The organism is Marinoscillum sp. HNIBRBA16962, assembly GCF_057801515.1.
Genome location: NZ_CM173603.1, coordinates 2,084,823 through 2,109,132, shown reverse-complemented (window position 1 = coordinate 2,109,132; position 24,310 = coordinate 2,084,823). Strand labels below are relative to the sequence as shown.

Sequence of the window (24,310 nt, the reverse complement as noted above, 5' to 3'; positions counted from 1 at the left end):
GCGGAATTAAATCAAGGCCTCACGCATGATCTATTTCTTTCAAAAAAACACTGATTCTCTTTTTGTAGTAGGTAGTAAAACCGAAATTTCGCCCGAAACCGAACAAAAACTCACCTGGCTCTTTTCCGGAGCTCAGCGCCTAAACGCCCAGCTCGTAGAAGGTGAATTTGTCGGTCCGCGCAAAGAAATGATCACGCCATGGAGCACCAATGCAGTGGAGATTGCTCAAAATGCCGGAATTGAGGGGCTCGAGCGGATAGAATTATTCACCGCAAATAATGGCCAGATTTTCGATCCCATGCTTCAGCAGAGGTATGACGGAATAGACCAGGACATATTTACTTTAAATATACAGCCGGCACCCATTCAATATATCAGTGACCTGGAAGCTTACAATGAAGCCGAAGGACTGGCACTAAGCGCCGAAGAGATTGAGTTTCTGAAAGAGGTGTCCCGGGAAATAGACCGTGACTTAACCGATTCTGAAGTGTTTGGCTTCTCACAGATCAACTCCGAGCATTGCAGACATAAAATCTTTAATGGTACTTTCATCATAGATGGAGAGGAGCAACCGATGACTCTTTTCCAGTGGATCAAAAAAACTTCTAAAGACCACCCCAACCAGATCGTATCCGCCTATAAAGACAATGTAGCCTTTATAAAAGGGCCAAAAGCGGAACAGTTTGCACCCAAAACACAAGACAAACCCGACTACTTTGAGGTCAGGGATTTTGACTCAGTGATCTCCCTGAAAGCAGAAACCCACAACTTCCCCACAACAGTAGAACCGTTTAACGGCGCTGCTACAGGGTCCGGTGGAGAGATCAGGGACCGGATGGCCGGAGGTATTGGCAGCTTCCCGCTGGCAGGGACAGCTGTGTACATGACCTCCTACTCCCGGCTGGAGAAAGGGAGAAAATGGGAAGAAAAAGTTCCTGAACGAAAATGGCTTTATCAGACCCCGCAGGAAATTCTCATCAAGGCTTCAAATGGTGCCAGTGATTATGGGAATAAGTTTGGACAGCCGCTAATTTGCGGAAGCCTCCTCACCTTTGAGCATGAAGAAAACGATGAAACAATTGGTTTTGATAAAGTCATCATGCTGGCCGGAGGTGTTGGGTTTGCCAAGCTAAAAGACAGCCTGAAAAAGAAAGTGGGTAAAGGTCAGAATATCGTAATCCTCGGAGGAGATAACTACCGCATAGGAATGGGCGGTGGAGCTGTGTCCTCAGTGGATACCGGAGCTTTCAACAAAGCACTGGAGCTAAATGCCGTTCAGCGTTCTAACCCGGAAATGCAAAAACGGGCCGCCAATGCTATCCGGGCCATGGCCGAATTGGATGAAAACCCCGTGGTTTCGATCCATGATCATGGTGCGGGAGGCCACCTTAACTGCCTTTCAGAATTAGTGGAAGAAACCGGAGGGATCTTTGATCTGGACAAATTTCCCGTGGGTGACCCAACCCTGTCAGATAAAGAGCTGATTGGGAACGAATCACAGGAGCGAATGGGTCTTGTGATAGATCCAAAAAATGCTGAATACCTGAAAAATGTTTCCGCGAGAGAGCGAGCACCATACTACGAAGTAGGGCAAACTACCGGAGATATGGAGCTGAAATTCTCCAGGCTCGGGCAAGACCAAAAACCATTTAGCCTCAAAGTCAAGCATCTTTTTGGTTCTTCACCTAAAACCATCCTGGAAGACAAGTCTCAGCAAAAAGTCTATGCAGACAAAGAATACCATATAGATAAGCTGGAAGAGTACCTGGAAAACGTCTTACAGCTGGAGGCCGTAGCTTCCAAGGATTGGCTGACTAACAAGGTAGACCGGTCTGTCACCGGTAAAGTAGCCACCCAGCAAACTGTAGGCGCCATCCAGGTCCCTCTCAATAATGTAGCAGTAATGGCCCTTGATTTTACAAGCAACAAAGGTATTGCTACCTCCATCGGTCACTCTCCAATTCCCGGATTGATCAATGCAGGAGCCGGATCCAGGCTATCCGTTACTGAAGCATTGGCTAATCTTGTGTGGGCTCCGCTTACATATGGACTGCAAGGGGTATCCCTCAGTGCAAACTGGATGTGGCCCGCTAAGAATGATGGGGAAAATGCACGACTCTACGAAGCTGTGAGGCAGATCAGCGAATTCTGTTCAGAGCTGGGTGTGAATATTCCTACAGGAAAAGACTCACTCTCAATGGCTCAAAAATACCCTGATGGAAAAAAAGTACTTGCTCCTGGAACGGTCATTGTTAGCTCTGTTGGGGAGGTGAGCGATATCCGAAAAACAGTTACTCCAAATCTGAAAAACCCCGGCGCTAAAAGTACGTTGCTCCGCATTGATTTTAGTGGAAAAGCGCTAACTCTGGGAGGAAGTAGTCTCGGACAGGTGCTTTCTTCCTTAGGCTCCGAGGCGCCTGATGCTGATGTTCGTCATGTGAAAAAGACTTTTAATGCCGTGCAGGAATTGATACATGAAGGACTTATCCTGGCAGGGCATGATATATCCTCAGGAGGACTCATAACCACGCTGTTGGAAATGAATTTTCCAAACGATACAGGTGGGATGGAAATTGATCTAAACGGATTTGTGGATGAGGACCTGATCACGGCATTATTTGCTGAAAACCCGGCCTTTATCCTCCAGGTAAATGATGAAGCCCGGGTCAATAAAATCCTGGATAAGCACGGAATCTCAGGCCTGAACATTGGCACTACATCACCAAATAGAGCAGTATCAATAAAAAAAGGAGATTGGAGCACTGAGCTATCAATTGATGACCTGCGGGATGTCTGGACAAAGACTTCACATTTGTTAGACCTTAAACAAACCAAACCAGAGCTGGCAGATCAACGGGCTGAAAATTTCAAATCTCAACCACTATCCTACCGATTCCCTGCGAATTTTACTGGTAAGTTTTCCCAATATGGCATTGACCCGAAAAGGAGAAATACCACTGGAGTAAAAGCTGCGATAATCAGGGAGAAAGGAGTGAATGGAGACCGTGAAATGGCATACGCGTTATACCTGGCTGGCTTTGATGTAAAAGACGTTCACATGACAGATCTGATATCGGGAAGAGAAGACCTTTCGGATGTCAATATGATTGTCTTTGTAGGTGGATTCTCTAATTCGGATGTTTTGGGATCTGCCAAAGGATGGGCCGGATCTTTCATCTACAACCCGAAGGCAAAAGAGGCTCTGGACAACTTCTATAAGCGGGAAGACACCTTATCCCTCGGGGTTTGCAATGGCTGCCAGGTAATGATGGAGCTTGGTCTGATCTACCCTGAGCTCGGCGATGCTCATCCGAAAATGCATCATAACGCCAGTGGTAAATTTGAATCCGCTTTTGTGAATGTAGATATAGCAGAAAACAACACGGTGATGTTCGAGTCACTTGCTGACACAAGGTTAGGTATTTGGCTTGCTCATGGTGAAGGACGATTTGTGCTGCCCGGAAAACCTGAGGATTACAATATCCCTGTCAAGTATTCATACGAGGCCTTCCCCGGTAATCCGAACGGCAGTGATTTCGCAACTGCCGCCGTAGCCTCCGGAGATGGAAGACATGTAGCCATCATGCCACATTTAGAGCGTTCACTCTTTCCGTGGAATTGGGCACATAATGAAGAAATCAAAGGCCATGAAATATCCAATTGGATAGAACCTTTTGTGAATGCAAAAAATTGGATAAAAAACCTGCGGGATAGTTAAATCAACAGAGGGTACGGACACTAGCGGCTTTGTCAGGTTGCGATTAAAGCAGTAAGGGAGTATGGGTTTGATACAAATATTCCCCCTTTTTTTCTTTAAAGGGGGCCGATGGGGGTTATAGAAAAATTTATCAAACCCATACTCCACTATGATCATTCAATACAACTTAATCAGGCAGGATTAGAAGGAAATCGATCTATCATCAGAGGTCGGGATATTTTTCTCTCAGCTCGAGCTTTTTTATGCGAGAACGAATTGCCCCATTGGTGCGTTGGAAATATTCAGCTAAAAAAGAAACTTTTTTGCCTTCGCAAAACATCAATTCCAGTTCTTTATCTTCATCTGAGGTCCATTTCTTGTAAGCATCCTGGTGCTTTTTTCTTACCTCATCATAAGTATAAGTCTTATTTCCATTCTCTCCACCTTCCATTCTTTTTAGCAGATCTTGAGAAGAAACCAGCACCGACTCCTCTTTTTCATTTTCTCTGTCATCCGCTTCTTCCAGGACATCAATCGTTTTACTTTTTACCTTAAAATTTTCAGGCACTAATCTGGCGGGAATATTAAGCCTGGCTCTGGTGCGTGTAGCAGCTACGTACAGTATGTTTACATCCTCTAATAATCTGGAATAATCCGTGATTTCAGGACTGTTCCTGTATTCCTTTATCTTTTCTTCACTTAAAAAATCATTAAGTAAAGTCACCTCATCATATTCCTGCCCTTTGGCTTTATGGACTGTAGAGTATACAATATCCGCCGTAGACTTTTCATCATCCGATACGTGATGGCTTTTTATCTGCTTAATCAGCTTTGGCAGGTCTCTTCCGTATTTTTTAACAATTTCAATGATCCCTTTCAATGGAGCATCTGAAGTGTCGTCTGCGTAATTTTCTAATTCGCCAAAGTCTTTAAAAGACCTGATCATTGGGTCTTTGATACCTTTTCTATACCCCGTATACAGATTCAAAACATCATACACGGACCCGCTTTCGTCAGCATAAGTATAGGTGTTAAAGTTTCCTTCAAAATAAACTGATTCAATTTCATTTCTGTCGATCAACCTGTCAATGGAGTCCACCAGTATACCTGCATTGGTCCGGCCAAGAACAGCCCTGGATGCTATACTTTGGCCTTTACCCTTACCCCGGATCTTTGGAACATGTGTCTCTTCCAGGATACTTTTTGTATCAAGTATCTTAGCTGCCAGCCCGGCTATGCTATCATCAAAGCGAAAACTTGCATTGAGATACTTTCTGTCAAACGACACATTTCGCAACGCATTGACGGCATATCTCCAGCTATAGATCTGCTGGTGCTCATCACCCACGATCAGCTTGGAAGCTTTCTGCTTCAAAAAAACATCCAGCATTACCGGAGAAGCATCCTGTCCTTCATCAAACAAAATGCAGTCAAAGTCCAGTCCCGGATCAGACATCTGGTACTTCTTCAGATAAAAATCATGCTCCATGTCTATTCTTCCATCCTCCATTTCTCTGAGAAACCTCCTGGCCTGATGCACCAGATCGGCATTGTATTTTGTAGCAAATGATTTACTATCATTATCAGTAAGTGTTTTCAGGTAATCTACTTCAGCCACCTTCCTGTATGGACTATTACAAAAGCATTTGACCAGCTGTAAAACATGCTTGCCAAACTTGATATCTGTGATTGCGTCATTGTATTTAAACCCCAGTATTTGCCTAATGTCATTAGCTCTGTAATTTTCCTTTACCAGAGAAAGGTTTCTTCCTGAGAAAAATTTGTAAGCCAGAGAATGCGCCGTTTCTACCTGTACGTTATTTATTCCTGCTTTTTTAAATTTTTGCAACGCCTCTATTTTTACTGCTTTATTAAAAGCCAGGTATAAAAAATTTATCTTTGGCCTCTTAGCCACGTATTCAACCAATGTGGATGTTTTTCCGGATCCGGCTACAGCATTGATGGCAATATTTCCCTCCGACTCAATTACTTCCTGTTGTTCTTCTGAAAACCTCATAAAAAAAGCGTTATCAGCAAAAAAGCATAACAATCTGGTTTTCTGCAAAAAATGAACGTCCCTTTCATCAAACTTGAAAATTTTAGGATTTTTTCACTGGGGGCCTTTTCTATTTATTAGAAATATTTCTACTTTTGCAATCCGTTTTGGCCTATGGTGTTCCTGAAAGGTATCTGGAGGCAATGCGGCTTTAACCTCAGTCTGAACGAGACTGGATTAAGTAAAATGATGAAATTCAGCTTAATGAGAATTTCATAAAATTGGCCTATGGTGTAACTGGCAACACGTCTGGTTTTGGTCCAGAAGAGTCTAGGTTCGAGCCCTAGTAGGCCAACATTGTTGGAAAGGGTAGTGGCGAGAAGCCCTGTCTGCCGAGAGGCAGGCTGTCCTGACAGAATCTTCGGGAAGCCCTGGACCAATAAAACAAAATCCCGATCCCGGTCCCGATAACCATCGGGACGGAGACCGGGCTTTTTTATTTATAAAGCATTTGCATGTCCTCAGTAAAACTATTTGCAGGAAAAGGAACCATAGATCTGGCAGAAAACATTGCAGAAATCTACGGAAAACCATTGGGTAAATGCACCTCCCAGAAATTCAGCGATGGGGAGTTAAACTTTAGTTTTAACGAATCCATTCGTGGAAGCGACCTTTTCCTCATCCAATCCACCAACCCTCCTTCCGACAACATTATGGAACTACTCCTGATGATCGATGCAGCAAGGAGAGCAAGTGCTAAATATGTAACGGTGGTGGTTCCATATTTCGGATATGCAAGACAAGACAGAAAAGATCGACCAAGAGTATCCATAGCTGCTAAAATGATGGCTAACCTGCTGACAGCAGCCGGTGCTAACAGGTTGATCACCATGGACCTGCATGCGGGTCAGATCCAGGGATTTTTCGATATACCTGTAGACCACCTGGATGCCACAGCAATATTTGTACCTTACATCCGAAATTTAAACCTTGATAATTTGATATTCGCATCACCGGATGTAGGTGGTACTGCGCGGGCAAGAAGTTATGCCAAGCATTTTGCAGTGGACATGGTTGTTTGTGATAAACACCGTAAGCGAGCTAATGAAATTGCCTCCATGCAGGTAATAGGCGATGTGGAAGGAAAAGACGTGGTGCTGGTGGATGACATGGCGGATACAGCGGGTACTATTTCCAAGGCAGCAAACCTGCTTAAGGAAAAGGGCGCCAATTCGGTAAGAGCTATCTGTACTCACCCGATCCTATCAGGAAAGGCATACGAAAATATTGAAGCTTCAGCACTGGAAGAGCTGATCACTACGGATACGATCCAGATGAAGCAGCAAAGTGACAAGATCACAGTACTAACGGTAGCGGACCTGTTTGCCAAAGCCATCCGTAAAGTACACGATCATGAATCTATTAGCGCATTATTCTTACAATAGAAACGATTTTTTAAACAAGTAAACTTTTAAACTTATAATAACTATGAAAACTGTTGAGATTATAGGGTATAAAAGAGCAAATCTCGGCAAAACTGAGGCAAAACGTCTTAGGGAAGAGGGAATGGTACCTTCAGTGCTTTACGGCGGTGATGAGCAGGTGCACTTCTACGCTCCTATGATATTGTTCAGAGAGATTGTTTATACCGACGAAGCACACTTTGTGAAGCTTAACATTGAAGGGGAAGAATACGAAGGGATTCTTCAGGACATCCAGTTCCACCCGGTTAGTGAGATCATCATGCATGCAGACTTCCTCCAGCTATTCAGAGGAAAATTCATCAAAATGAACATCCCTATCCGAACCGTTGGAACACCTCCTGGTATCCAGCAAGGTGGTAAGCTGATCAAAAAGCTTAGATTCCTGGCGATCAAGTCACTTCCTAAAAACATGCCGGAATACATTGAAGTAGATGTATCCGGTTTAGGGCTTGGTAAATCGATAAAAGTAGGTGAAATCCAGCCTGGAGAGTACGAAATCCTCAATAGCCCGCTTGTTACAATTGCAGGTATCGAAGTACCTAGAGCAATGCGAGGTAAATCCGCTGATGAGGAACTTGAGGAAGAGCTGGAAGAAGGAGCTGAAGCAGAAGGAGGCGAAGCAGCTTCTGAAGAGGGCGAATCTTAAAAGCTCTGTCATTTATATTAATGAATCAGAATCCTGTGCCCACGTAGGCACAGGATTTTTTAATTTTAGTACTATAATGAAATGAGCATAAGGCTAAATGGCAGTCCGGGACGCGTAGTCCGGGACGCGTAGTCCGGGACGCGCAGTCCCCAACTGAATATGAATATAAGTTTTCGGCCAAAAGCCAAAGGCTAAGTGCTAAAAGCTAATTTTTAAACACATGAAGTACCTGATAGCCGGATTAGGAAACATAGGATCGGAATACGAGTTAACCCGCCACAATATCGGCTTTTTAATTCTGGACCGCATCGCTGACACCAACGGCCTGACCTTTGAGCATGACCGTCATGCGTTTATATCAGAGTTTAAATACAAAGGCCGAACCATCCACCTGATCAAACCTACCACTTACATGAACCTGAGTGGTAAGGCTGTAAGCTATTGGCTACAGCAGCTGAAGATACCAAAGGAAAACCTTCTGGTCATCACCGACGACATTGCCCTACCCTATGGCAAGATCAGACTGAAAGGAAAAGGGTCTGCCGGGGGGCATAACGGACTGAAAAGTATTGAACAGTTAATGGGTGGTCAGGATTATGCGCGTTTGCGTTTTGGTGTGGGGGATGACTACAGCAAAGGAAAACAGGTTGATTATGTCCTTAGCCCTTTCAATAAGCAGGAAATGGACGAGCTGGTGTTGAATATGGATCGGGCTATCGATGCTATGCTTTCTTTCTGTACTATTGGTTTAGCCAGAACGATGAATGGGTTTAACTGAAACTTCTAACCTCTACCTTCTAACTATCTAACCTCTAACTATCTAACCTCTAACTTCTAGCTTCATGACCAACCATAAAATCACTCTCGGCATTCAGATTGTACCAAAAAGTAAAACACTTGATACCTATTCCCTGGTAGATGCTGCAATAGATGTCATTCAAAAATCAGGCGTAAAACATCAGATCACCCCTTTTGAAACGGTGATGGAGGGAGATTATGAAGAATTAATGAATATCTCGAATGAGGCACAAAAAGCCGTTCTAAACGCAGGAGCAGACGAATGCCTCGTATATTTCAGAATTCACTACCGAAAAGATGGTGATGTGACCTTCGAAGAGAAACGACTGGACAGATAACCTGCCTCTATTGAAAAAGACAAAGGAAGTAATAATAATAGGCGGCGGAGCGGCTGGCTTTTTCACAGCCATCAATATTGCTGAAAAACACCCGGAGTACCAGGTAACTATTCTCGAAAAGACCAATAAACTTTTGAGTAAGGTTAAAGTCTCCGGCGGTGGCAGATGCAATGTCACCAACGAAAGAAGTAAGCCCTCGGAGCTGATCCATTTCTATCCGCGCGGACAGAAGAAACTTTATCACCTGTTTCAGCAGTTCACTACCTCCGATATGGTCAAGTGGTTAGGAAAGAAGGGTGTAAAAACGTACGCTGAAGCTGACCAACGCATGTTTCCAACGACCAATTCCTCTCAAACCATTATTGATTGCTTTGTCAATACGGCACATGATCTAAAAATAAAGATTATTCAGAACTGTAGCCTGGAAAATCTAAACCAGGAAAAAAATGAGCAATGGGTGCTCACCACCAACCAGGGAGTATTTACAGCCAACAAAGTAGTCATGGCAACCGGATCATCCCCTGCTTTGTGGAAAACACTCGAAACTCTGGGTTTGGAAATCACATCACCTGTTCCATCTCTCTTTACTTTCAACATCAAAGATCCGAGGACTGAAGGTCTTCAGGGGGTGGCCTTCGAAAAAGTGAAAGTAAGGGTCACAGGTACAAAACTGGAAGAAACCGGCCCTTTACTGATCACACACTGGGGGCTCAGCGGACCTGCTATTCTCAAACTATCTGCCTGGGGCGCAAGGAAGTTGGCCGATCTTGCATACAACTTTGAAATTCTCGTGAGTTACCTGCCAGATCAGACTTTTGAAGGCCTTCAACAGCTCCTGCAAAAAGAAAGGACTGAAAACTCAAAACGAAAGCTGGTAAATCACCCGATCGGCGGACTTCCAAAGAGATTCTGGATACAGCTATGTAAGTACTGTGGAGTTAAGGAGCAAACCATCTATGGTGAGCTATCCAAAAAACAAGCCAACAAACTTGCAGAAGAGCTGACTCAGGGCCGATATAAAGTAGCTGGTAAAAGTACTTTCAAAGAGGAGTTTGTCACCAGCGGCGGAGTGCAGCTTTCGGAAATTGACCTCAAAACATTCGAAGCTAAACGCTTCAAAAACCTCTACCTGGCAGGTGAAGTTCTGGATGTAGATGCCCTGACAGGTGGCTTCAATTTCCAGGCCTGCTGGAGTGCAGGGTGGGTTATTTCTGAAAATATTTAAGGGAGTTCACAATGCATTGTCATAATATCATCCATTAAAATAAACCGAATATTTCCAAAAATCGTAACTTTAAGTATGGATTTACAAACCAAGAAAATAGCGTTCATGGAAGAGTTTTTGAAGGTTAAAGACTTATCCATTGTTGATAAGCTGACTAAAACTTTGCATAAAGCCATTCAAAAACAAAAGCATTCCTCCATAGAGCAATTTGCAGGAACCCTAAGCAATGAAGATGCTAAAATCTTTGAAGAGGCCTCTCAGGAATGCAGAAAAACAGACCATGATGAGTGGTGAACAGTATCTGCTGGACACCAACATCATTGTTCCCTTTTTGAATGGTGATCCAGCTATAATTAGGAAAATAAAAGCACTGCACACTATCCGGTTTCCTTTTATTGTTTTAGGAGAACTATATTATGGAGCCTATAAATCAACAAAGAGCAAACAAAAATGTTGCTAAGATCAAAGCTTTCATTGACGGATATTGTGAGGTTTACTACCCTACAGATACAACTTTAGAAATATACGGTCAGCTCAAACGATCTTTATCAAAGAAAGGCAAACCTATTCCGGAAAATGATATTTGGATAGCTGCTATAGCACAAGAATATGACTATGCTTTGATAACAAGAGATCAGCATTTTGGTAATGTTGATACACTCAAGACTGCAGAGTGGTAATAATTTACGCGCAATTCTCCTTAATGTCTCCAGTGAATACTGGATAATCATAATAATCACATAAAATCTGTAACTCCCTGATTATAAGTGTGATGATTTAAAATTACTGTTTAGTCAGAGCTTTTCACAGGCATATATACGCAACCTTTTGGTTGCTAAATAAGGTTAAACTATATTGCAACCTTATAGTTGCATATTGTTAACTTTAAACTCTATCACAATGAAAGACACGATTAGAAAAGAACAACAGATCGACTTCCCTATGAAGGAAGTGTGGAATGCTATTGCTAATGCTGAAGAGATATCAGCCTGGTTTATTCAGGCAGACTTCAAACCAGAAGTTGGCTACAATTACACCTTTACCCATGAAGACACTAAAATAACCGGAGAGGTGCTGGAAGCCGATCCCTACCATAATCTGGTCTATACGTGGATTGTAGGTGGAACAGGGGTGGAAACTACCGTAAAATGGAAACTGGAAGAACAAGACGGAGGAACCTTTCTTGTACTTGAGCACTCAGGTATCTCTAACTACCCTACCGAAGAAATGGCCACTAACATGTTTACCAGCTTCAACCAAGGCTGGACGTCTTGTGTAGCCAACCTGGACAAATATCTTAAAAAAGAAAATGTCAAGTAAGATCAATCAAATATTCAAAGCAATTGCGGATCCAACCAGAAGGGAGATTTTCCACATTTTGGTTTTGGCGAGTGCATCACTATCCATCACCCAGATATCCGATCACTTTGATATGAGCCGACAGGCAGTAACAAAGCATATTCGATATTTGGAAAATGCGGGGCTGGTGAATATCAGACAAAACGGACGAGAACGCTTTTGCCAGGCCAATGCACTCCCACTTAAAGAGATCAACGACTGGGTTTCTTTCTATGAAAAGTTTTGGGACGACAAGCTTGGAAAGCTGGTAAAACACCTGGAAAAATCGTAATTGCTTATTTGATTCTTGTCATTCTTTAAAAAATTTTACTCAATTAAGCAACCATAAAGTTGCACAAACACCTAAATCATGAAAACGTACTTTTCTTTTATTTATACACTTTTGTTTTTAAACCTTTCGATCCAGGCTCAGCCCCTTTCTAAAGAAGATCGAAAATTCGCATCAAACTACCTCCAAAAAACCAAAAAGGAGATTATTAAGGCCGTTGAAGACCTTACTGACCAACAGCTCAATTTTAAACCTGATGAAGATTCCTGGTCAATTGCTCAATGTGTGGAGCATATTACGCTATCCGAGGACTTCATTTTTGATCTATCACAAGGTGCTTTGAAAAATAGCGCAGAAGAAGGTGAATTGGCTTTTTCTAATGAGATGCTGATCAAGACGATAACAGACAGGTCCAATAAAGTAAAAACTCAAAGCGCATTGCAGCCTAATAATACTTTTGGATCTACTGAAGGGGCTTTAGAAGCTTTTGAGAAAAAACGAGATGCTCTTATTAGCTACATTAAGAAAACAGATGATTTGTTGCGAGAAAATTACTTTGATTTTCCATTTGGAAAAGGTGATGCCTACCAGGTGGTTCTTTTTCTTGCGGCACATAGCAAGCGACATCTTCTTCAAATAGAAGAAGTCAAAAATCATCCGGAGTTCCCAAAATAATATCCCTCTGCAGTGTGCCCGTCAGGCACACTGCAATCACCAATAATCCCATACTCTCACCGCCCAGTAAACCTTTTCTCCTTCCATTCAATCCATTTCCCAGGTCCACAGTTCTTTCACTAAATTAGGGGGCCAATTCTTAATCAAAAGAACCATGATATGAAGAAACTACCGGCTATCCTTTTTGTATTTTCATCACTTACCTGTTTTGCTCAATACTCCTCAGATCTGACTATCAAAGAGATCATGAAGGGTGAGGACTTTGTGGGATATCTTCCGGAAAGAATTGAATGGAGCGTGGATGGAAAATCCATCTACTTCAGTTGGAACCCGGAGCAGGACACGTTAAGAAACCAGTATAAAGTAAACATTCAAACAAAGGAAATCTCAAAGGTTAGCTACGAAGAGCAAAAGAGTCGCCCTGAAATAGGCACCTACAATGAGGACCGTAACCTTATGATCTACTCCAAATCCGGCGATCTGTTTCTTTACAACGTAAAATCCGGCACTAAAACCCAAATCACCAATACGCTACAGCGGGAAAGCAGCCCTGAATTTTCAGGGGATGAAAAGCACATTATCTATACTTCTGAGGATAATTTATTTGCCTGGAATATCGAAAATGGTACCATTCGGCAGTTGACAAACTTCAGAGAAGGCTCAGAAAAAAAAGACAAAAAGCTTTCCGAGCAGGAACAATGGCTCGAAAATGATCAGCTGGAACATTTCAATATCCTGGAGAAAAGGAAGAGAGAAGAAAAACTGGAAAAAGAAAGACGAGAAGCGCTTGAAGTGGATCGCCCTCTGGAAATTTATATCGGTGATAAATCTGTATACAATATCCAAATCAGCCCGGACATGAAATTTGTGACTTACACCCTTATGGACCGGGCTAATGGTGGACGTACGGAAGTGCCGGAATACGTTACGCAATCAGGGTACACAAGCCATTCCACTGCCCGGTCCAAGGTCGGATCACCCCAAAACACATACGAAATGGGGGTTTACGATATAGCCAACGATACTTCGTACACCATTGACACCAAACAGATCGAAGGGATTTGTGAAAAGCCTGAATTTCTGAAAGAATATGCGGGTGAAGACTTTGACCCTAAATACGAGAAACCCCGTGATGTGATCATTCACGGACCCGTCTTTTCAAAAGACAGTAAAGCCGTGGTGGTCGTTCGTTCTCAGGACAACAAAGACCGATGGATCATGACCCTGGATCTGTCTGGAGGTAAACTCAACCTGCTGGATCGTCAGCGGGACGAAGCCTGGGTAGGCGGACCGGGCATTAACGGGTGGAATTTTACTACAGGTAATATTGGTTGGCTTGATGAAGAGACCATCTGGTTTCAATCCGAAGAAACCGGCTACTCCCACCTCTACTCCATGGATGTAAATTCCAAAACGAAAAAGGCTTTGACAAAGGGAGCGTTTGAGATCCGGGATGCTCAGCTTTCCAATGACAAAAAACACTTCTACATCCAGAGCAATAAAGAGTCTCCACATGTGAACCATCTCTACAAAATGTCAGTGAATGGTGGCAGGATGACTCAAATTACTTCCAGGGAAGGAAATAATGATGTAACGATCTCCCCTGGTGAGAAATATTTGGCTGTGCGATACTCCTACAGTAACCAACCATGGGAACTCTACCTGATGGAGAATAAAGCCGGAGCAGAATTGACACGCCTGACAAACTCCACTACGGAAGCCTTTGATAGTTATGAGTGGATGGAGCCGGAAATCATCCGCTTTACAGCTTCCGACGGTGCTCAGGTACCTGCCAGGTTATACAAGCCGGAAAACCAGAATGGAGCAGCGGTCATATTTGTACATGGTGCCGGATACCTCCAGAATGTTCATAAATGGTGGAGCAGCTATTACCGGGAGTACATGTTTCACAACTTCCTGACCGACATGGGATATACGGTGATGGATATAGACTATCGTGGCAGTGACGGCTATGGACGTGACTGGCGTACCGGGATCTACCGGTTTATGGGTGGAAAAGATCTTTCAGACCAGGTGGACGGAGCTAAATACCTGATTGAGGAACATGGGATTGACGAGGACCGGCTGGGCATCTATGGAGGTTCTTATGGTGGGTTTATCACCCTTATGGCAATGTTTACCGCACCTGATGTTTTCCAAAGCGGAGCAGCTCTACGCTCAGTTACCGATTGGGCACATTACAACCATGGATATACATCCAATATCCTCAACACCCCTGTTGAGGACAGCATTGCTTATGCACGCAGCTCCCCGATATATCATGCCGCGGGATTGGAAGGAAATCTGGTAATGCTGCATGGCATGATTGATGACAATGTTCAGTTTCAGGATGTGGTCAGGCTCTCCCAGCGACTGATTGAACTCGGCAAAAGGGACTGGGATCTTGCGGTATTTCCGCTTGAAAAGCACGGTTTTGTTGAAGCCAGCAGCTGGGCTGATGAATACCGCAGGATCTACGAACTGTTTGAAGCAACCCTTAAATAGTTTCCGAATGTCTTTGAAAACTTATTGCAACTGGAGCAGTGGAAAAGATGCAGCGCTGGCACTCTATTATGCCCAAAAGGAACATCCTGTGGACCTGCTTTTAACCACGATAAACAAACACTATAGCCGGGTGACAATGCATGGCCTCAGAGAAAGCCTCCTCGATGCACAAGCGGCAGCTATGGGCATAAAGCTCGAAAAGCTATACCTTCCGGAAAATCCATCCATGGAAGCATACAATCACCTGATGCAGCAAAAAATGGATGAATTAAAATCTTCGGGGTATCAACAGGCCATCTTTGGTGATATCTTCCTGGAAGACCTTAAAAAATACCGGGATGAGCTTTTAACACCGTATGATATCAATCCCCTCTACCCTATCTGGAAGAAGGATACCGCAAACCTCATCAATGAGTTCGTCGATCTGGAATTCAAAGCCATCATCATTTGTATCAATCATGAATTGCTGGATGAATCTTTTCTCGGACAAACCATCACCAAAGAATTAATAGATGCCCTACCTCCGGGAGTAGATCCCTGTGGTGAAAATGGAGAGTTCCATACCTTTTGCTACCACGGTCCTGTTTTTAAACAAAAATTAGCATTTCGCCTTGGCGAAAAGGTTTTTCGGAAATATCCGGCCCCCACTCAAAAAGGCGGTGAAATCGAATTTGGATTTATTGATGTGCTTAGTACCTGATTAAATAAATAAACTTTGACCCATACTTAAAACTGAAATTCTAATAAACATACCTGAATATGAAACGATTCTTAAACATCATTACCCTGACCTGCGTCCAGCTTGTATGGGCTCAGGATTGGGATGTAACCACCCCTGTGGAGCCATTTAAAGAAACAACAATCACCGTCGAAGAAGGCACCTGGATGAACCTGGATGTCAGCCCGGACGGCAAACAAATTGTTTTTGACCTGCTCGGCGATATTTTCATCATGCCTGTGGCCGGAGGTGATGCCACCCCACTTCGAACCGGTCATGCTTATGAAGTACACCCTAGGTTTAGCCCGGATGGAAAATCCATTTCATTCACCAGTGATGCCGGTGGAGCGGACAACATCTGGGTAATGGACGTAGACGGCTCCAATGCCAGGCAGGTCACCAAAGAAGATTTTAGATTGCTAAACAATGCCGTGTGGACTCCGGACGGTCAGTATCTCGTTGCCCGAAAACACTTTACCTCCCGGCGCTCTCTCGGAGCTGGCGAAATGTGGATGTATCACGTCACAGGAGGCAGTGGGGTCCAACTCACCGAGCGAAAAAATGACCAGCAGGATGCCGGTGAACCGTGGGTATCCGGAGATTATGTGTACTACAGTGAAGACATGTATCCCGGAGGATATTTTCAGTACAATAAGGACCCGAACAGTCAGATCTATGTGATCAAAAGATATGATCGAAATACCGGCGAAACGGAAACACTGATCAACGGACCAGGGGGCGCCGTACGCCCGCAGGTTTCCCCGGATGGGAAAAAGCTGGCATTCGTGCGACGTGTACGTACCAAATCCGTCCTCTATATCCATGACCTGGCCAGTGGTATTCAGCGTCCGGTGTATGATGAACTTACAAAAGACCAGCAGGAAGCCTGGGCCATTTTTGGGGTGTACCCAAATTATAACTGGTTGCCAGACAATAAAACGATCATCCTTTATGCCAAAGGGAAGATCAGAAAGCTAAACACAGAAACCGGCGAAGCTACGATCATCCCATTCAAAGCCAGTGCAACCCACAAGATCACAGATGCCCTGGTTTTCAAACAGAACCCCGCACCTGAAACGTTTACCTCTAAGGTAATTCGAAACGCTACCACCTCTCCGGATGGAAAACTCCTGGCTTTCAATGCTGCGGGATACATTTATACCATGAAGCTGCCAAACGGCACTCCCAGGCGACTGACAAAAGGAACGGACCTGGAGTTTGAACCTGCTTTTTCCCCGGACTCAAAAACGATCGTCTACGTCAGCTGGAATGATGAAGACAAAGGAGCTATCATGAAAGTATCAGCCTCGGGCGGTACCCCAACAAAGCTTACCCCGGAAAAAGGCATTTTCAGGACACCGGCATATTCTCCGGATGGAAACACCCTCGTTTATCGTAAAGAAGATGGGAATAATGTACTGGGATACAGCTATACTGTGAAGCCGGGTATCTATACGATGCCTGCATCGGGCGGATCACCCAAATTCGTAACTGAAGAAGGGGAATACCCCGAATTCAATTCCAGAGGGAACCGGATCTATCTGCAGACAGGAGGTTTCCTGTTTGGATCCCTTGACAAAAATTATAAAAGTGTCAACCTGCAGGGAAACGAAGAAAAAGTACACTTTCATTCCAAATATGCAAACCAATATACCATCAGCCCTGATGGTAAATGGCTGGCTTTTGGTGAGCTGTACGATGTGTATATCATGCCTTTCTCTGATCATGGCCAAACCTTTGAGCTTACAGGAAACACCAAATCCCTGCCTGTGACCAAGGTGGCTGACGATGCGGGGATCAACCTGGAATGGTCCAAGGACGGTCAGAAACTTCACTGGACACTGGGCAATGACTACCATACCGTAAACCTGAAAGACTGTTTCACCTTCCTGGAAGGGTCACCGGACAGCATCGGTGATGTACCAAAAAATACAATTGACATTAGTCTGGAACTCAAAACGGACGTGCCTGAAGGGGATATTGCCTTCACGGGCGCTAAAATCATCACCATGAACGGAGACGAAGTGATCGAAGATGGCACTATCGTGATTTCTGAAAACAGGATCACAGCAGTAGGTAATTCAGGCGAAGTAAATATTCCGAATAATGCCAAAGTATATGATGTTTCCGGTAAGGTGATCATGCCAGGAATTATTGACACACATGCCCACCTGGGAGCCTTCCGGTACGGACTTAGCCCCAATAAAGAATGGTCGTACTACGCCAACCTTGCCTTTGGGATCACCTCCACTCACGACCCTTCATCAAATTCGGAAACAGCACTTTCTCAATCCGAGATGGTGAGAGCCGGAAACATGGTCGGACCCAGAATTTACTCAACCGGCACCATCCTATACGGCGCAGACGGAGACTTCAAAGCAGTAATCGAGAACTATGAAGATGCTCAAAATGCCATCAGCCGTACCAAAGCATACGGAACTTTTAGTGTAAAAAGCTACAATCAGCCTCGAAGAAACCAGCGACAGATGATCATAAAGGCTGCTCGCGAACAGGAAATCATGGTTTACCCCGAGGGAGGATCCACATTCTTCCACAATATGACCATGATCCTGGATGGTCACACCAGTGTGGAGCATAACATCCCGGTGGCTCCTCTTTACAAGGATGTTATCAAGCTATGGGCTGCCAGTAATACCAGCAACACCCCTACTCTGATCGTAAATTACGGAGGGTTAAACGGAGAATATTACTGGTATCAGCATACCAATGTTTGGGAGAATGAAAAACTTCTCAAGTACACGCCCAGAGCAATTGTTGACAGCAGATCACGCCACCGGACCATGGCTCCCCGGGAAGAATACGATAATGGCCACATTTTGGTATCCCGGTCCTGCAAAGCGCTTGTAGATGCCGGAGTGAAAGTGTGTGTAGGTGGACACGGGCAGCTACAGGGGCTTGGGGTTCACTGGGAGATGTGGAACCTTTCGCAGGGCGGCATGACCAACATGGAAGTGTTACGTGCTGCTACCATACACGGAGCTGAGTACATCGGCATGGGTGATGACCTGGGATCGCTGGAAGAAGGCAAACTTGCCGACCTCATCGTTTTGGATGCAGACCCGATGGAAGACATCCAAAACAGCCAGTATGTGAAGTACACTATGGTAAACGGACGGCTGTTCGATACTGAAACCATGAATGAGATCGGTAATACAGAAAAACCCAGAAGCAAATTTTACTGGGAGTTTGAAGGATATAATGACAACTTCCCGTGGCACCGGGAAACCCGAAGCTTTCAGGGAATTCACTGCAGCTGTCAGCATTAAATCCGCGAAGTTCAGGGTTTGAGGTTAAGGAACTTTAGACTTCAGACCCTGAATTTTGAACTGAAACCTTAAACCCACCTGACTTTTTTTTATAAAAAATAAAATATCCTTCCCGGTCATCCGTCTACCGAGGCATAACTCATCTTTTAGCTATGAAATGAGCATGATGCTCAACCCAGATATTGAGAACACCAACCGCACATGATCAAAATTGGGTGGCAAACCGCTGATTTCATTCAATTTTAAATACATGAATATAGCCTTAATACTTACGGAAACAGTCTCAGGTAGAAACAGTCACTTTTTAGCGTTGGAAATGGACGAACGGCTCGAGCGTATGGGAATGCAAAGCGAGATCATCGATCTGGCTGACCCCTCCTATCAGGTAAAAAATCTCACTGAGTTTGACGGATATTTACTTATAGGGTCAAACATGGGGCCTCTCTACAGCAATGAAACACACCAGATAATTACAAACAACCGGCAAATATGGCGTAACCGTCGGGTCGGTTCAGTGATGGTTTCTACTGAAAAAGTGCTTGGGGATGCAGCAGATATCCAGCTCAAGCTGGTACTGAAAACCCTGGGAGCAAACCTGCTGCCGGACCAACTAGTGGTCACAAATCCTGAAAATAAGTTTGATCAATCCCTTAACCTGATTGATCACTCATTAAATTCGAAAATCGATCAGTTCCTTTACCTTTTTGTATTTGGCAGCACGCTAAAAACCTCCGGGAAACTAACCGCCTGAAAGTCATGAGGTCGGCCTTCATGTACATGGAAAAGAAAAATGCACATATTGAAAAAACCGTCAATGAAGAGAAAGGCCGGTTACTCAACTTCATCCGAAAGTTTGTTTCCGGAAATGAAGAGGCCGAGGATATTCTCCAGGACGTATTTTACCAGTTTGTTATAGGTTATGACCGTATACAATCTCTGGAACAGGTCACCTCATGGCTCTTCAGGGTGGCTCGCAACAAGATCACTGATAACTACAGAAAAAAACGCCCTCAGTCATTTTCAGACTTTGAAAAAAAGAGCTCAGAAGACGGTGAGCCGCTGATGCTTGAGGATATCCTGCCCGATGTGAGGAGTCTGCCGGACCGCGAACTCATTGGTGAGCTGATCTGGGAACGAACAGAAGAAATGCTGGCAATGATGCCGGAAAAACAGCGTCAGGTTTTTATCTGGCATGAGTTTGAGCAAAAAAGCTTTAAAGAAATGGCCGGCATGACCGGAGAGACAGTGAACACCCTGATCTCACGGAAACGGTATGCCATCCTCACACTGAGAGAAGGCCTGATAGAAATGTACAAAGAATTGATAAACGACTAAGATGATGAAACGATTTTGGTTTGGAAAAGTAGCTGTGATGATCATATTCTTCTTCGCAGTAGTAAGTGCCATCGTGATGGCTTTGTGGAACTGGCTCATGCCCGAGCTTTTCGGATTGCCCGTCATCACCTACTGGGAGGCCGCGGGGCTGCTGCTGCTCTCCAAGATCATTTTTGGTTTCGGCAGAGGTGGCAAACCTCGTCACCATCACCATGGGCCGCCCTGGAAGCACAAATGGCATAACATGTCCGAAGATCAACGAGAAAAGCTAAAACGAAAATTTGCAGATAAGTGGTGTAGCAGGGAGGAGTCAGATGAAAAGCAAACCGAAGAAAAAAAAGAGGCTGAATAGACCTCCTAAAAATCGACTTCTCCCTAAAAACTGAAATAAAACCGCTTTATCGAAATGAAAAACCCCGGAATAATAAAAGCCACGATCCATCCCACTGCTTCAGTCAGCATCTGGTCATGAAGGGGAAGCAGCGAGCTTACATATGCTAAAACCGCAAAGATCACCCCACCTGCAATGGTAGGCCAATACCTGAGGATTGTCCCTGTAATTATTGTAGCAAAAGCGATAAGCACCATGAATACGGGATGCTGCAACTCAAAATTCACTTCTTGCAGGACATTGTATTGAATGATGTTAATCAGGCTTAAAGAAACCAGCAAAGCAATCCAAATGATTTTTAATGTCCTGTGATAAGGATGAAGGCTTTTAGGAGGACGGATAAGGTAATGTACCGTAAACACAACTGCAATAGCCCCAAACAGATAGGATCCATAGTTCAGTACCTCTCTGGTAGGATAGACAATCAGAAACCTGGACAGCAAAAACTCCTTGAAATAGTCGTAAAACATGGCTATACCCCAAACCAGAAATAGTATACCCCTCTTTTCGCGTAGTGAAATAATATAATTCCAAAAATCAGATTTCATGATCTTTAATGCCGGACGCTTATCCTTGCTTTATTATGCTTTTCTAAGGTCAACCAAAAACTCCGATATTCAAATGACTTACATCAGGGATGGTAATAAATTAGTAATTTCATGGTTTAAACCTCAGTTTTAAATGAAAAACAGCTTATCCCTTCTTTTACTCCCATTCATATTAAGCTGCACCTCTGAAGCATTTGAGTACGTAACGGATGATTCCGGCATTACCCTCAGAGGTGCTATGGAAGATCAGTTTATTCCTAAGGACTCGGTCCTTACAGAGACTTTGCAAACCGTTGATTTAAAAGCAGAAGCAAAGTTTCATCCGAAAGCCAGACTTTGGGGCATTGGTCAGCCCGCGATAAAAACAGCTCCAATAAACATTGATCAATACCTGGAAGGATGGTTTGTCCTGGAAAATGGTGCCATTGCCCTGGTTTTTCTATCAGAACAAAGCGAAGCAGTTTACTTTGAGACTACTATGAAACCTCCAAAGCAGGTGCTTCTGGTGGATAAGGTCCAATCAAGCGACCGACCGGAGGCTTTGCAGCATTTTGCAGTGCTACTTGGAACCGATGATGCTGATCTGCTGAAGGAGATTCTGCTTGATCACTGGCAAAAATAATTTTCATCAAAATCCTCTAAATTCACAAGATTACCAACCTACCCTAAAAATGAAACGTTTTGAGCCATTAGATGTCTTTCGGGGCATGACCATCTGCTTTATGATCATCGTCAATACCCCCGGGGACTGGGGAAATACTTACTCCATGCTTTTGCACGCGCCCTGGCATGGGTTTACACCGACAGACCTGGTTTTCCCCTCTTTCCTCTTTGCTGTGGGCAATGCCATGGCATTTGTATCCGCCAAATGGGAGCATAAAACGACCAGGGAAATTCTTCTTAAAGGGTTTAAACGAGGCGCCCTGATCTTCCTGATCGGGTTTCTGCTTTACTGGTTCCCATTTGTGCAGCTGGCGGATGGAGCCCTGACTTTTAAAGGTATTGAATCCACAAGGGTTTTCGGTGTGCTCCAGCGTATCGGTCTATGCTACATCCTCGCCTTACCTTTCATTTACTACCTATCTAACCAACGCCTTATTTATACCGGTGTAGCTATGCTTCTGGCTTACTGGGGCATTTTGATGATCTGGGGCGACCTTTCCATGGAAGCCAATGCAATCCGCTCCCTGGACTTATGGCTTATCGGGCCAAAACACATGTACCATGGTGAGGGTATAGCGTTTGACCCGGAGGGATTGCTAAGCACTTTACCAGCAACAGTAAATATATTCGGCGGGTACCTGGCAGGTATTTACCTGAGAAAAAACCCTATAGGCTATGAGCAGCTGACCAAAATACTGTTATCAGGAGTAGCTTTGACTCTGGTAGGCTGGATCTGGGACTTTACCTTCCCGATCAATAAGAAAATATGGACCAGCTCTTTTACCGTTTTTACCATAGGATTAGACCTTGTTGTGCTGGGAGGACTGATATACGTTATGGAGTTTACCTCAAAAAAATATCGATTTGGTATCTTCAATACCTTCGGCAAAAACCCACTGTTCATCTACCTGTTTTCTTCAGTTTTGGCTACCGCTTTATACACCATCCAAATAGGTGAATACAGCCTGTATTCCTCGATTTACCGAAATGCATTTATATGGATAGGCGGTAAGCTGGGATCTCTTTGTTTTGCATTAGCATTTACTTTAATCTGCTGGGCCATTGGGAAGTGGCTGGAAATCCGGAAAATTTATATTAAAATTTAGGCATGTGGAGTGCCATAAAAAAATTCACCAGTCAACTTGGACCGGGCTTTCTGATAGCGGCTACCGGCGTAGGAGCCGGTGACATGGTTGCAGCTACGGTGGGTGGCGCTCAGTTTGGTACGGTTATTCTGTGGGCATCCGTCGTAGGGGCCGTTTTGAAATACATCCTCAACGAAGGCATAGCCCGGTGGCAAATAGCCAATGGCACCACCCTGATCCAGGGATGGATCAACCATTTTCATCAGGCTGTTTCGGTCTACTTTATTACCTATCTCGTTGTCTGGACTTTCATAGTGGCCGCGGCTTTAATGGCTTCCTGCGGCTTGGCTGCCCATGCTTTTTTTCCACAGCTACCCATCGCCTGGTGGGGTATTATCCATTCAGTCCTTGCTGTCATTTTGGTTTTAGGCGGTCGGTACCACCTTCTGGAACAGCTGATGAAGGTTTTCATCGCTCTGATGTTTATTACCGTCATTACTAACCTGTTTTTGGTTGATGTAAGCTGGAGCAAACTCATCAGCGGCATACTCATTCCGAAGGTGCCAGAGGAAGGAACTCAGCTTGTTTTAGGAATAATCGGAGGTGTTGGGGGGAGCGTTACCCTGTTATGCTACGGGTACTGGCTTAAAGAAAAGGGCTGGACCGGCCCAAACGTTATCTCCACAGCCAGAACTGACCTGGTTACCGCTTATTCACTTACCGGGCTTTTTGGCATTGCTATCATCGTTTTAGCTGCCCAGGTAAATCCGGAAGTAGTGACGGGCAATAAGATCGTGCTCGCGCTGGCAAATAAATTAGGAGAAACCACCGGGATCTGGGGTAAGTGGATTTTCATGGTGGGTTTCTGGGGAGCCGTATTCTCCTCCATGCTAGGGGTTTGGAGCGGTGTTCCCTATCTCTTCAATGACTACTTCATCACACTACGTGGTAAAAAAGATGAAGATGCCAACACCAGATCTGCGGTCTACAGGTACTATTTGTTTTTTCTTGCTATTCCCCCAATGGTTCTCCTGTTCCTTGAAAAACCAGTCTGGATCATTATGCTCTACGCAGTGGCGGGGGCTTTTTTCATGCCTTTCCTGGCCGTCATGCTGCTTTGGATGAATAACACCATAAAATGGGTAGGGACATTAAAAAACAGGATCGTAACCAATATGCTTCTGGTATTGACCCTGATCCTTTTTGGTTATTTAATGATCACAAAAGTTTTGGAATATGTGTAGGGTGGCGGGTGGTCGAGGTTGCGAGACAAGTTGCGGGTTGCGAGGTTG

Annotated in this window: 23 protein-coding genes and 1 tRNA gene; 22 read left to right on the top strand and 2 right to left on the bottom strand. The window is 44.3% G+C overall.

Features of this window, described 5'->3' with window-relative positions:
- The first annotated feature begins 25 nt into the window (after positions 1-25).
- Positions 26-3,718: a phosphoribosylformylglycinamidine synthase gene (gene purL, locus AC3E9V_RS09000; protein ID WP_488752854.1), complete on the top strand. Its 3,693-nt coding sequence runs from the start codon at positions 26-28 to the stop codon at positions 3,716-3,718.
- A gap of 202 nt (positions 3,719-3,920) precedes the next feature.
- Here the strand turns inward: purL and AC3E9V_RS08995 are convergent, their stop codons facing one another.
- Positions 3,921-5,714, bottom strand: a complete 1,794-nt coding sequence (locus AC3E9V_RS08995; RefSeq protein ID WP_488752853.1) for a UvrD-helicase domain-containing protein — start codon at positions 5,712-5,714, stop codon at positions 3,921-3,923.
- 261 nt (positions 5,715-5,975) lie between these two features.
- Here AC3E9V_RS08995 and AC3E9V_RS08990 point away from each other — a divergent pair.
- The 18 genes from AC3E9V_RS08990 (at position 5,976) to AC3E9V_RS08905 (ending at position 20,683) form a co-directional block, all read left to right on the top strand.
- Positions 5,976-6,048, top strand: a tRNA-Gln gene (locus AC3E9V_RS08990).
- A 160-nt stretch (positions 6,049-6,208) separates the two neighbouring features.
- Positions 6,209-7,138, top strand: a complete 930-nt coding sequence (locus AC3E9V_RS08985; RefSeq protein ID WP_488752852.1) for a ribose-phosphate pyrophosphokinase — start codon at positions 6,209-6,211, stop codon at positions 7,136-7,138.
- 43 nt (positions 7,139-7,181) lie between these two features.
- Positions 7,182-7,823 carry a 50S ribosomal protein L25/general stress protein Ctc gene (locus AC3E9V_RS08980; protein ID WP_488752851.1) on the top strand — a complete coding sequence of 214 codons (642 nt, stop codon included), beginning with the start codon at positions 7,182-7,184 and terminating at the stop codon, positions 7,821-7,823.
- A gap of 220 nt (positions 7,824-8,043) precedes the next feature.
- A complete protein-coding gene (pth, locus tag AC3E9V_RS08975) occupies positions 8,044-8,601 on the top strand; it encodes an aminoacyl-tRNA hydrolase (RefSeq protein WP_488752850.1) in 558 nt (185 codons plus the stop codon).
- A gap of 64 nt (positions 8,602-8,665) precedes the next feature.
- Complete coding sequence (locus AC3E9V_RS08970) at positions 8,666-8,959, top strand: thiamine-binding protein (RefSeq protein ID WP_488752849.1); 294 nt, start codon at positions 8,666-8,668, stop codon at positions 8,957-8,959.
- A gap of 10 nt (positions 8,960-8,969) precedes the next feature.
- On the top strand, positions 8,970-10,184 hold the full coding sequence (locus AC3E9V_RS08965; RefSeq protein ID WP_488752848.1) for a BaiN/RdsA family NAD(P)/FAD-dependent oxidoreductase: 1,215 nt from the start codon (positions 8,970-8,972) through the stop codon (positions 10,182-10,184).
- 75 nt (positions 10,185-10,259) lie between these two features.
- Positions 10,260-10,478, top strand: coding sequence for a hypothetical protein (locus AC3E9V_RS08960; RefSeq protein WP_488752847.1), 219 nt, complete (start codon positions 10,260-10,262; stop codon positions 10,476-10,478).
- Positions 10,411-10,644, top strand: a complete 234-nt coding sequence (locus AC3E9V_RS08955; protein WP_488752846.1) for a PIN domain-containing protein — start codon at positions 10,411-10,413, stop codon at positions 10,642-10,644. The genes AC3E9V_RS08960 and AC3E9V_RS08955 overlap by 68 nt, the downstream gene beginning before the upstream one ends.
- Positions 10,601-10,864: a PIN domain-containing protein gene (locus tag AC3E9V_RS08950; RefSeq protein WP_488752845.1), complete on the top strand. Its 264-nt coding sequence runs from the start codon at positions 10,601-10,603 to the stop codon at positions 10,862-10,864. The genes AC3E9V_RS08955 and AC3E9V_RS08950 overlap by 44 nt, the downstream gene beginning before the upstream one ends.
- Positions 10,865-11,084: 220 nt before the next feature.
- On the top strand, positions 11,085-11,504 hold the full coding sequence (locus AC3E9V_RS08945; RefSeq protein WP_488752844.1) for an SRPBCC family protein: 420 nt from the start codon (positions 11,085-11,087) through the stop codon (positions 11,502-11,504).
- Positions 11,494-11,814: an ArsR/SmtB family transcription factor gene (locus AC3E9V_RS08940; protein WP_488752843.1), complete on the top strand. Its 321-nt coding sequence runs from the start codon at positions 11,494-11,496 to the stop codon at positions 11,812-11,814. Before AC3E9V_RS08945 ends, AC3E9V_RS08940 begins: the two co-directional genes overlap by 11 nt.
- 78 nt (positions 11,815-11,892) lie before the next feature.
- A complete protein-coding gene (locus AC3E9V_RS08935; RefSeq protein ID WP_488752842.1) occupies positions 11,893-12,486 on the top strand; it encodes a DinB family protein in 594 nt (197 codons plus the stop codon).
- Between the two features lie 159 nt (positions 12,487-12,645).
- Positions 12,646-14,991 (top strand): S9 family peptidase, encoded by a 2,346-nt coding sequence (locus AC3E9V_RS08930; protein WP_488752841.1) that lies wholly within the window; start codon positions 12,646-12,648, stop codon positions 14,989-14,991.
- A 7-nt stretch (positions 14,992-14,998) separates the two neighbouring features.
- A complete protein-coding gene (locus AC3E9V_RS08925; RefSeq protein WP_488752840.1) occupies positions 14,999-15,691 on the top strand; it encodes a Dph6-related ATP pyrophosphatase in 693 nt (230 codons plus the stop codon).
- 59 nt (positions 15,692-15,750) lie between these two features.
- A complete protein-coding gene (locus AC3E9V_RS08920; protein ID WP_488752839.1) occupies positions 15,751-18,996 on the top strand; it encodes an amidohydrolase family protein in 3,246 nt (1,081 codons plus the stop codon).
- A 250-nt stretch (positions 18,997-19,246) separates the two neighbouring features.
- Complete coding sequence (locus AC3E9V_RS08915; RefSeq protein WP_488752838.1) at positions 19,247-19,747, top strand: NADPH-dependent FMN reductase; 501 nt, start codon at positions 19,247-19,249, stop codon at positions 19,745-19,747.
- A gap of 5 nt (positions 19,748-19,752) precedes the next feature.
- On the top strand, positions 19,753-20,331 hold the full coding sequence (locus AC3E9V_RS08910; protein WP_488752837.1) for an RNA polymerase sigma factor: 579 nt from the start codon (positions 19,753-19,755) through the stop codon (positions 20,329-20,331).
- Position 20,332: 1 nt separating this feature from the next.
- A complete protein-coding gene (locus AC3E9V_RS08905) occupies positions 20,333-20,683 on the top strand; it encodes a hypothetical protein (protein ID WP_488752836.1) in 351 nt (116 codons plus the stop codon).
- A gap of 23 nt (positions 20,684-20,706) precedes the next feature.
- Here AC3E9V_RS08905 and AC3E9V_RS08900 read toward each other — a convergent pair whose 3' ends face one another.
- On the bottom strand, positions 20,707-21,270 hold the full coding sequence (locus tag AC3E9V_RS08900) for a hypothetical protein (RefSeq protein WP_488752835.1): 564 nt from the start codon (positions 21,268-21,270) through the stop codon (positions 20,707-20,709).
- 133 nt (positions 21,271-21,403) lie between these two features.
- On the opposite strand from AC3E9V_RS08900, the gene AC3E9V_RS08895 reads away from it, so the two are divergent.
- Genes AC3E9V_RS08895 through AC3E9V_RS08885 form a run of 3 tightly spaced genes read left to right on the top strand, consistent with a single transcriptional unit; the run spans position 21,404 to position 24,262 of the window.
- On the top strand, positions 21,404-21,892 hold the full coding sequence (locus tag AC3E9V_RS08895) for a hypothetical protein (RefSeq protein ID WP_488752834.1): 489 nt from the start codon (positions 21,404-21,406) through the stop codon (positions 21,890-21,892).
- 49 nt (positions 21,893-21,941) lie between these two features.
- The gene (locus AC3E9V_RS08890) at positions 21,942-23,039 is read left to right on the top strand and encodes an acyltransferase family protein (protein WP_488752833.1); all 1,098 of its coding nucleotides are present in this window, start codon (positions 21,942-21,944) and stop codon (positions 23,037-23,039) included.
- Positions 23,040-23,041: 2 nt separating this feature from the next.
- Complete coding sequence (locus AC3E9V_RS08885) at positions 23,042-24,262, top strand: Nramp family divalent metal transporter (protein WP_488752832.1); 1,221 nt, start codon at positions 23,042-23,044, stop codon at positions 24,260-24,262.
- Positions 24,263-24,310 lie beyond the last annotated feature (48 nt).

Bases quoted from the DNA above. Each gene is read 5' to 3' on its own strand.
- AC3E9V_RS08910 (WP_488752837.1), top strand. From the start codon at position 19,753: ATGAGGTCGGCCTTCATGTACATGGAAAAGAAAAATGCACATATTGAA.
- AC3E9V_RS08915 (WP_488752838.1), top strand. From the start codon at position 19,247: ATGAATATAGCCTTAATACTTACGGAAACAGTCTCAGGTAGAAACAGT.
- AC3E9V_RS08995 (WP_488752853.1), bottom strand. From the start codon at position 5,714: ATGAGGTTTTCAGAAGAACAACAGGAAGTAATTGAGTCGGAGGGAAAT.
- AC3E9V_RS08900 (WP_488752835.1), bottom strand. From the start codon at position 21,270: ATGAAATCTGATTTTTGGAATTATATTATTTCACTACGCGAAAAGAGG.
- AC3E9V_RS08960 (WP_488752847.1), top strand. From the start codon at position 10,260: ATGGATTTACAAACCAAGAAAATAGCGTTCATGGAAGAGTTTTTGAAG.
- AC3E9V_RS08925 (WP_488752840.1), top strand. From the start codon at position 14,999: ATGTCTTTGAAAACTTATTGCAACTGGAGCAGTGGAAAAGATGCAGCG.
- purL (WP_488752854.1), top strand. From the start codon at position 26: ATGATCTATTTCTTTCAAAAAAACACTGATTCTCTTTTTGTAGTAGGT.
- AC3E9V_RS08920 (WP_488752839.1), top strand. From the start codon at position 15,751: ATGAAACGATTCTTAAACATCATTACCCTGACCTGCGTCCAGCTTGTA.
- pth (WP_488752850.1), top strand. From the start codon at position 8,044: ATGAAGTACCTGATAGCCGGATTAGGAAACATAGGATCGGAATACGAG.
- AC3E9V_RS08930 (WP_488752841.1), top strand. From the start codon at position 12,646: ATGAAGAAACTACCGGCTATCCTTTTTGTATTTTCATCACTTACCTGT.
- AC3E9V_RS08985 (WP_488752852.1), top strand. From the start codon at position 6,209: ATGTCCTCAGTAAAACTATTTGCAGGAAAAGGAACCATAGATCTGGCA.
- AC3E9V_RS08950 (WP_488752845.1), top strand. From the start codon at position 10,601: ATGGAGCCTATAAATCAACAAAGAGCAAACAAAAATGTTGCTAAGATC.
- AC3E9V_RS08890 (WP_488752833.1), top strand. From the start codon at position 21,942: ATGAAACGTTTTGAGCCATTAGATGTCTTTCGGGGCATGACCATCTGC.
- AC3E9V_RS08970 (WP_488752849.1), top strand. From the start codon at position 8,666: ATGACCAACCATAAAATCACTCTCGGCATTCAGATTGTACCAAAAAGT.
- AC3E9V_RS08940 (WP_488752843.1), top strand. From the start codon at position 11,494: ATGTCAAGTAAGATCAATCAAATATTCAAAGCAATTGCGGATCCAACC.
- AC3E9V_RS08945 (WP_488752844.1), top strand. From the start codon at position 11,085: ATGAAAGACACGATTAGAAAAGAACAACAGATCGACTTCCCTATGAAG.
- AC3E9V_RS08895 (WP_488752834.1), top strand. From the start codon at position 21,404: ATGAAAAACAGCTTATCCCTTCTTTTACTCCCATTCATATTAAGCTGC.
- AC3E9V_RS08980 (WP_488752851.1), top strand. From the start codon at position 7,182: ATGAAAACTGTTGAGATTATAGGGTATAAAAGAGCAAATCTCGGCAAA.
- AC3E9V_RS08905 (WP_488752836.1), top strand. From the start codon at position 20,333: ATGATGAAACGATTTTGGTTTGGAAAAGTAGCTGTGATGATCATATTC.
- AC3E9V_RS08955 (WP_488752846.1), top strand. From the start codon at position 10,411: ATGAAGATGCTAAAATCTTTGAAGAGGCCTCTCAGGAATGCAGAAAAA.
- AC3E9V_RS08935 (WP_488752842.1), top strand. From the start codon at position 11,893: ATGAAAACGTACTTTTCTTTTATTTATACACTTTTGTTTTTAAACCTT.
- AC3E9V_RS08885 (WP_488752832.1), top strand. From the start codon at position 23,042: ATGTGGAGTGCCATAAAAAAATTCACCAGTCAACTTGGACCGGGCTTT.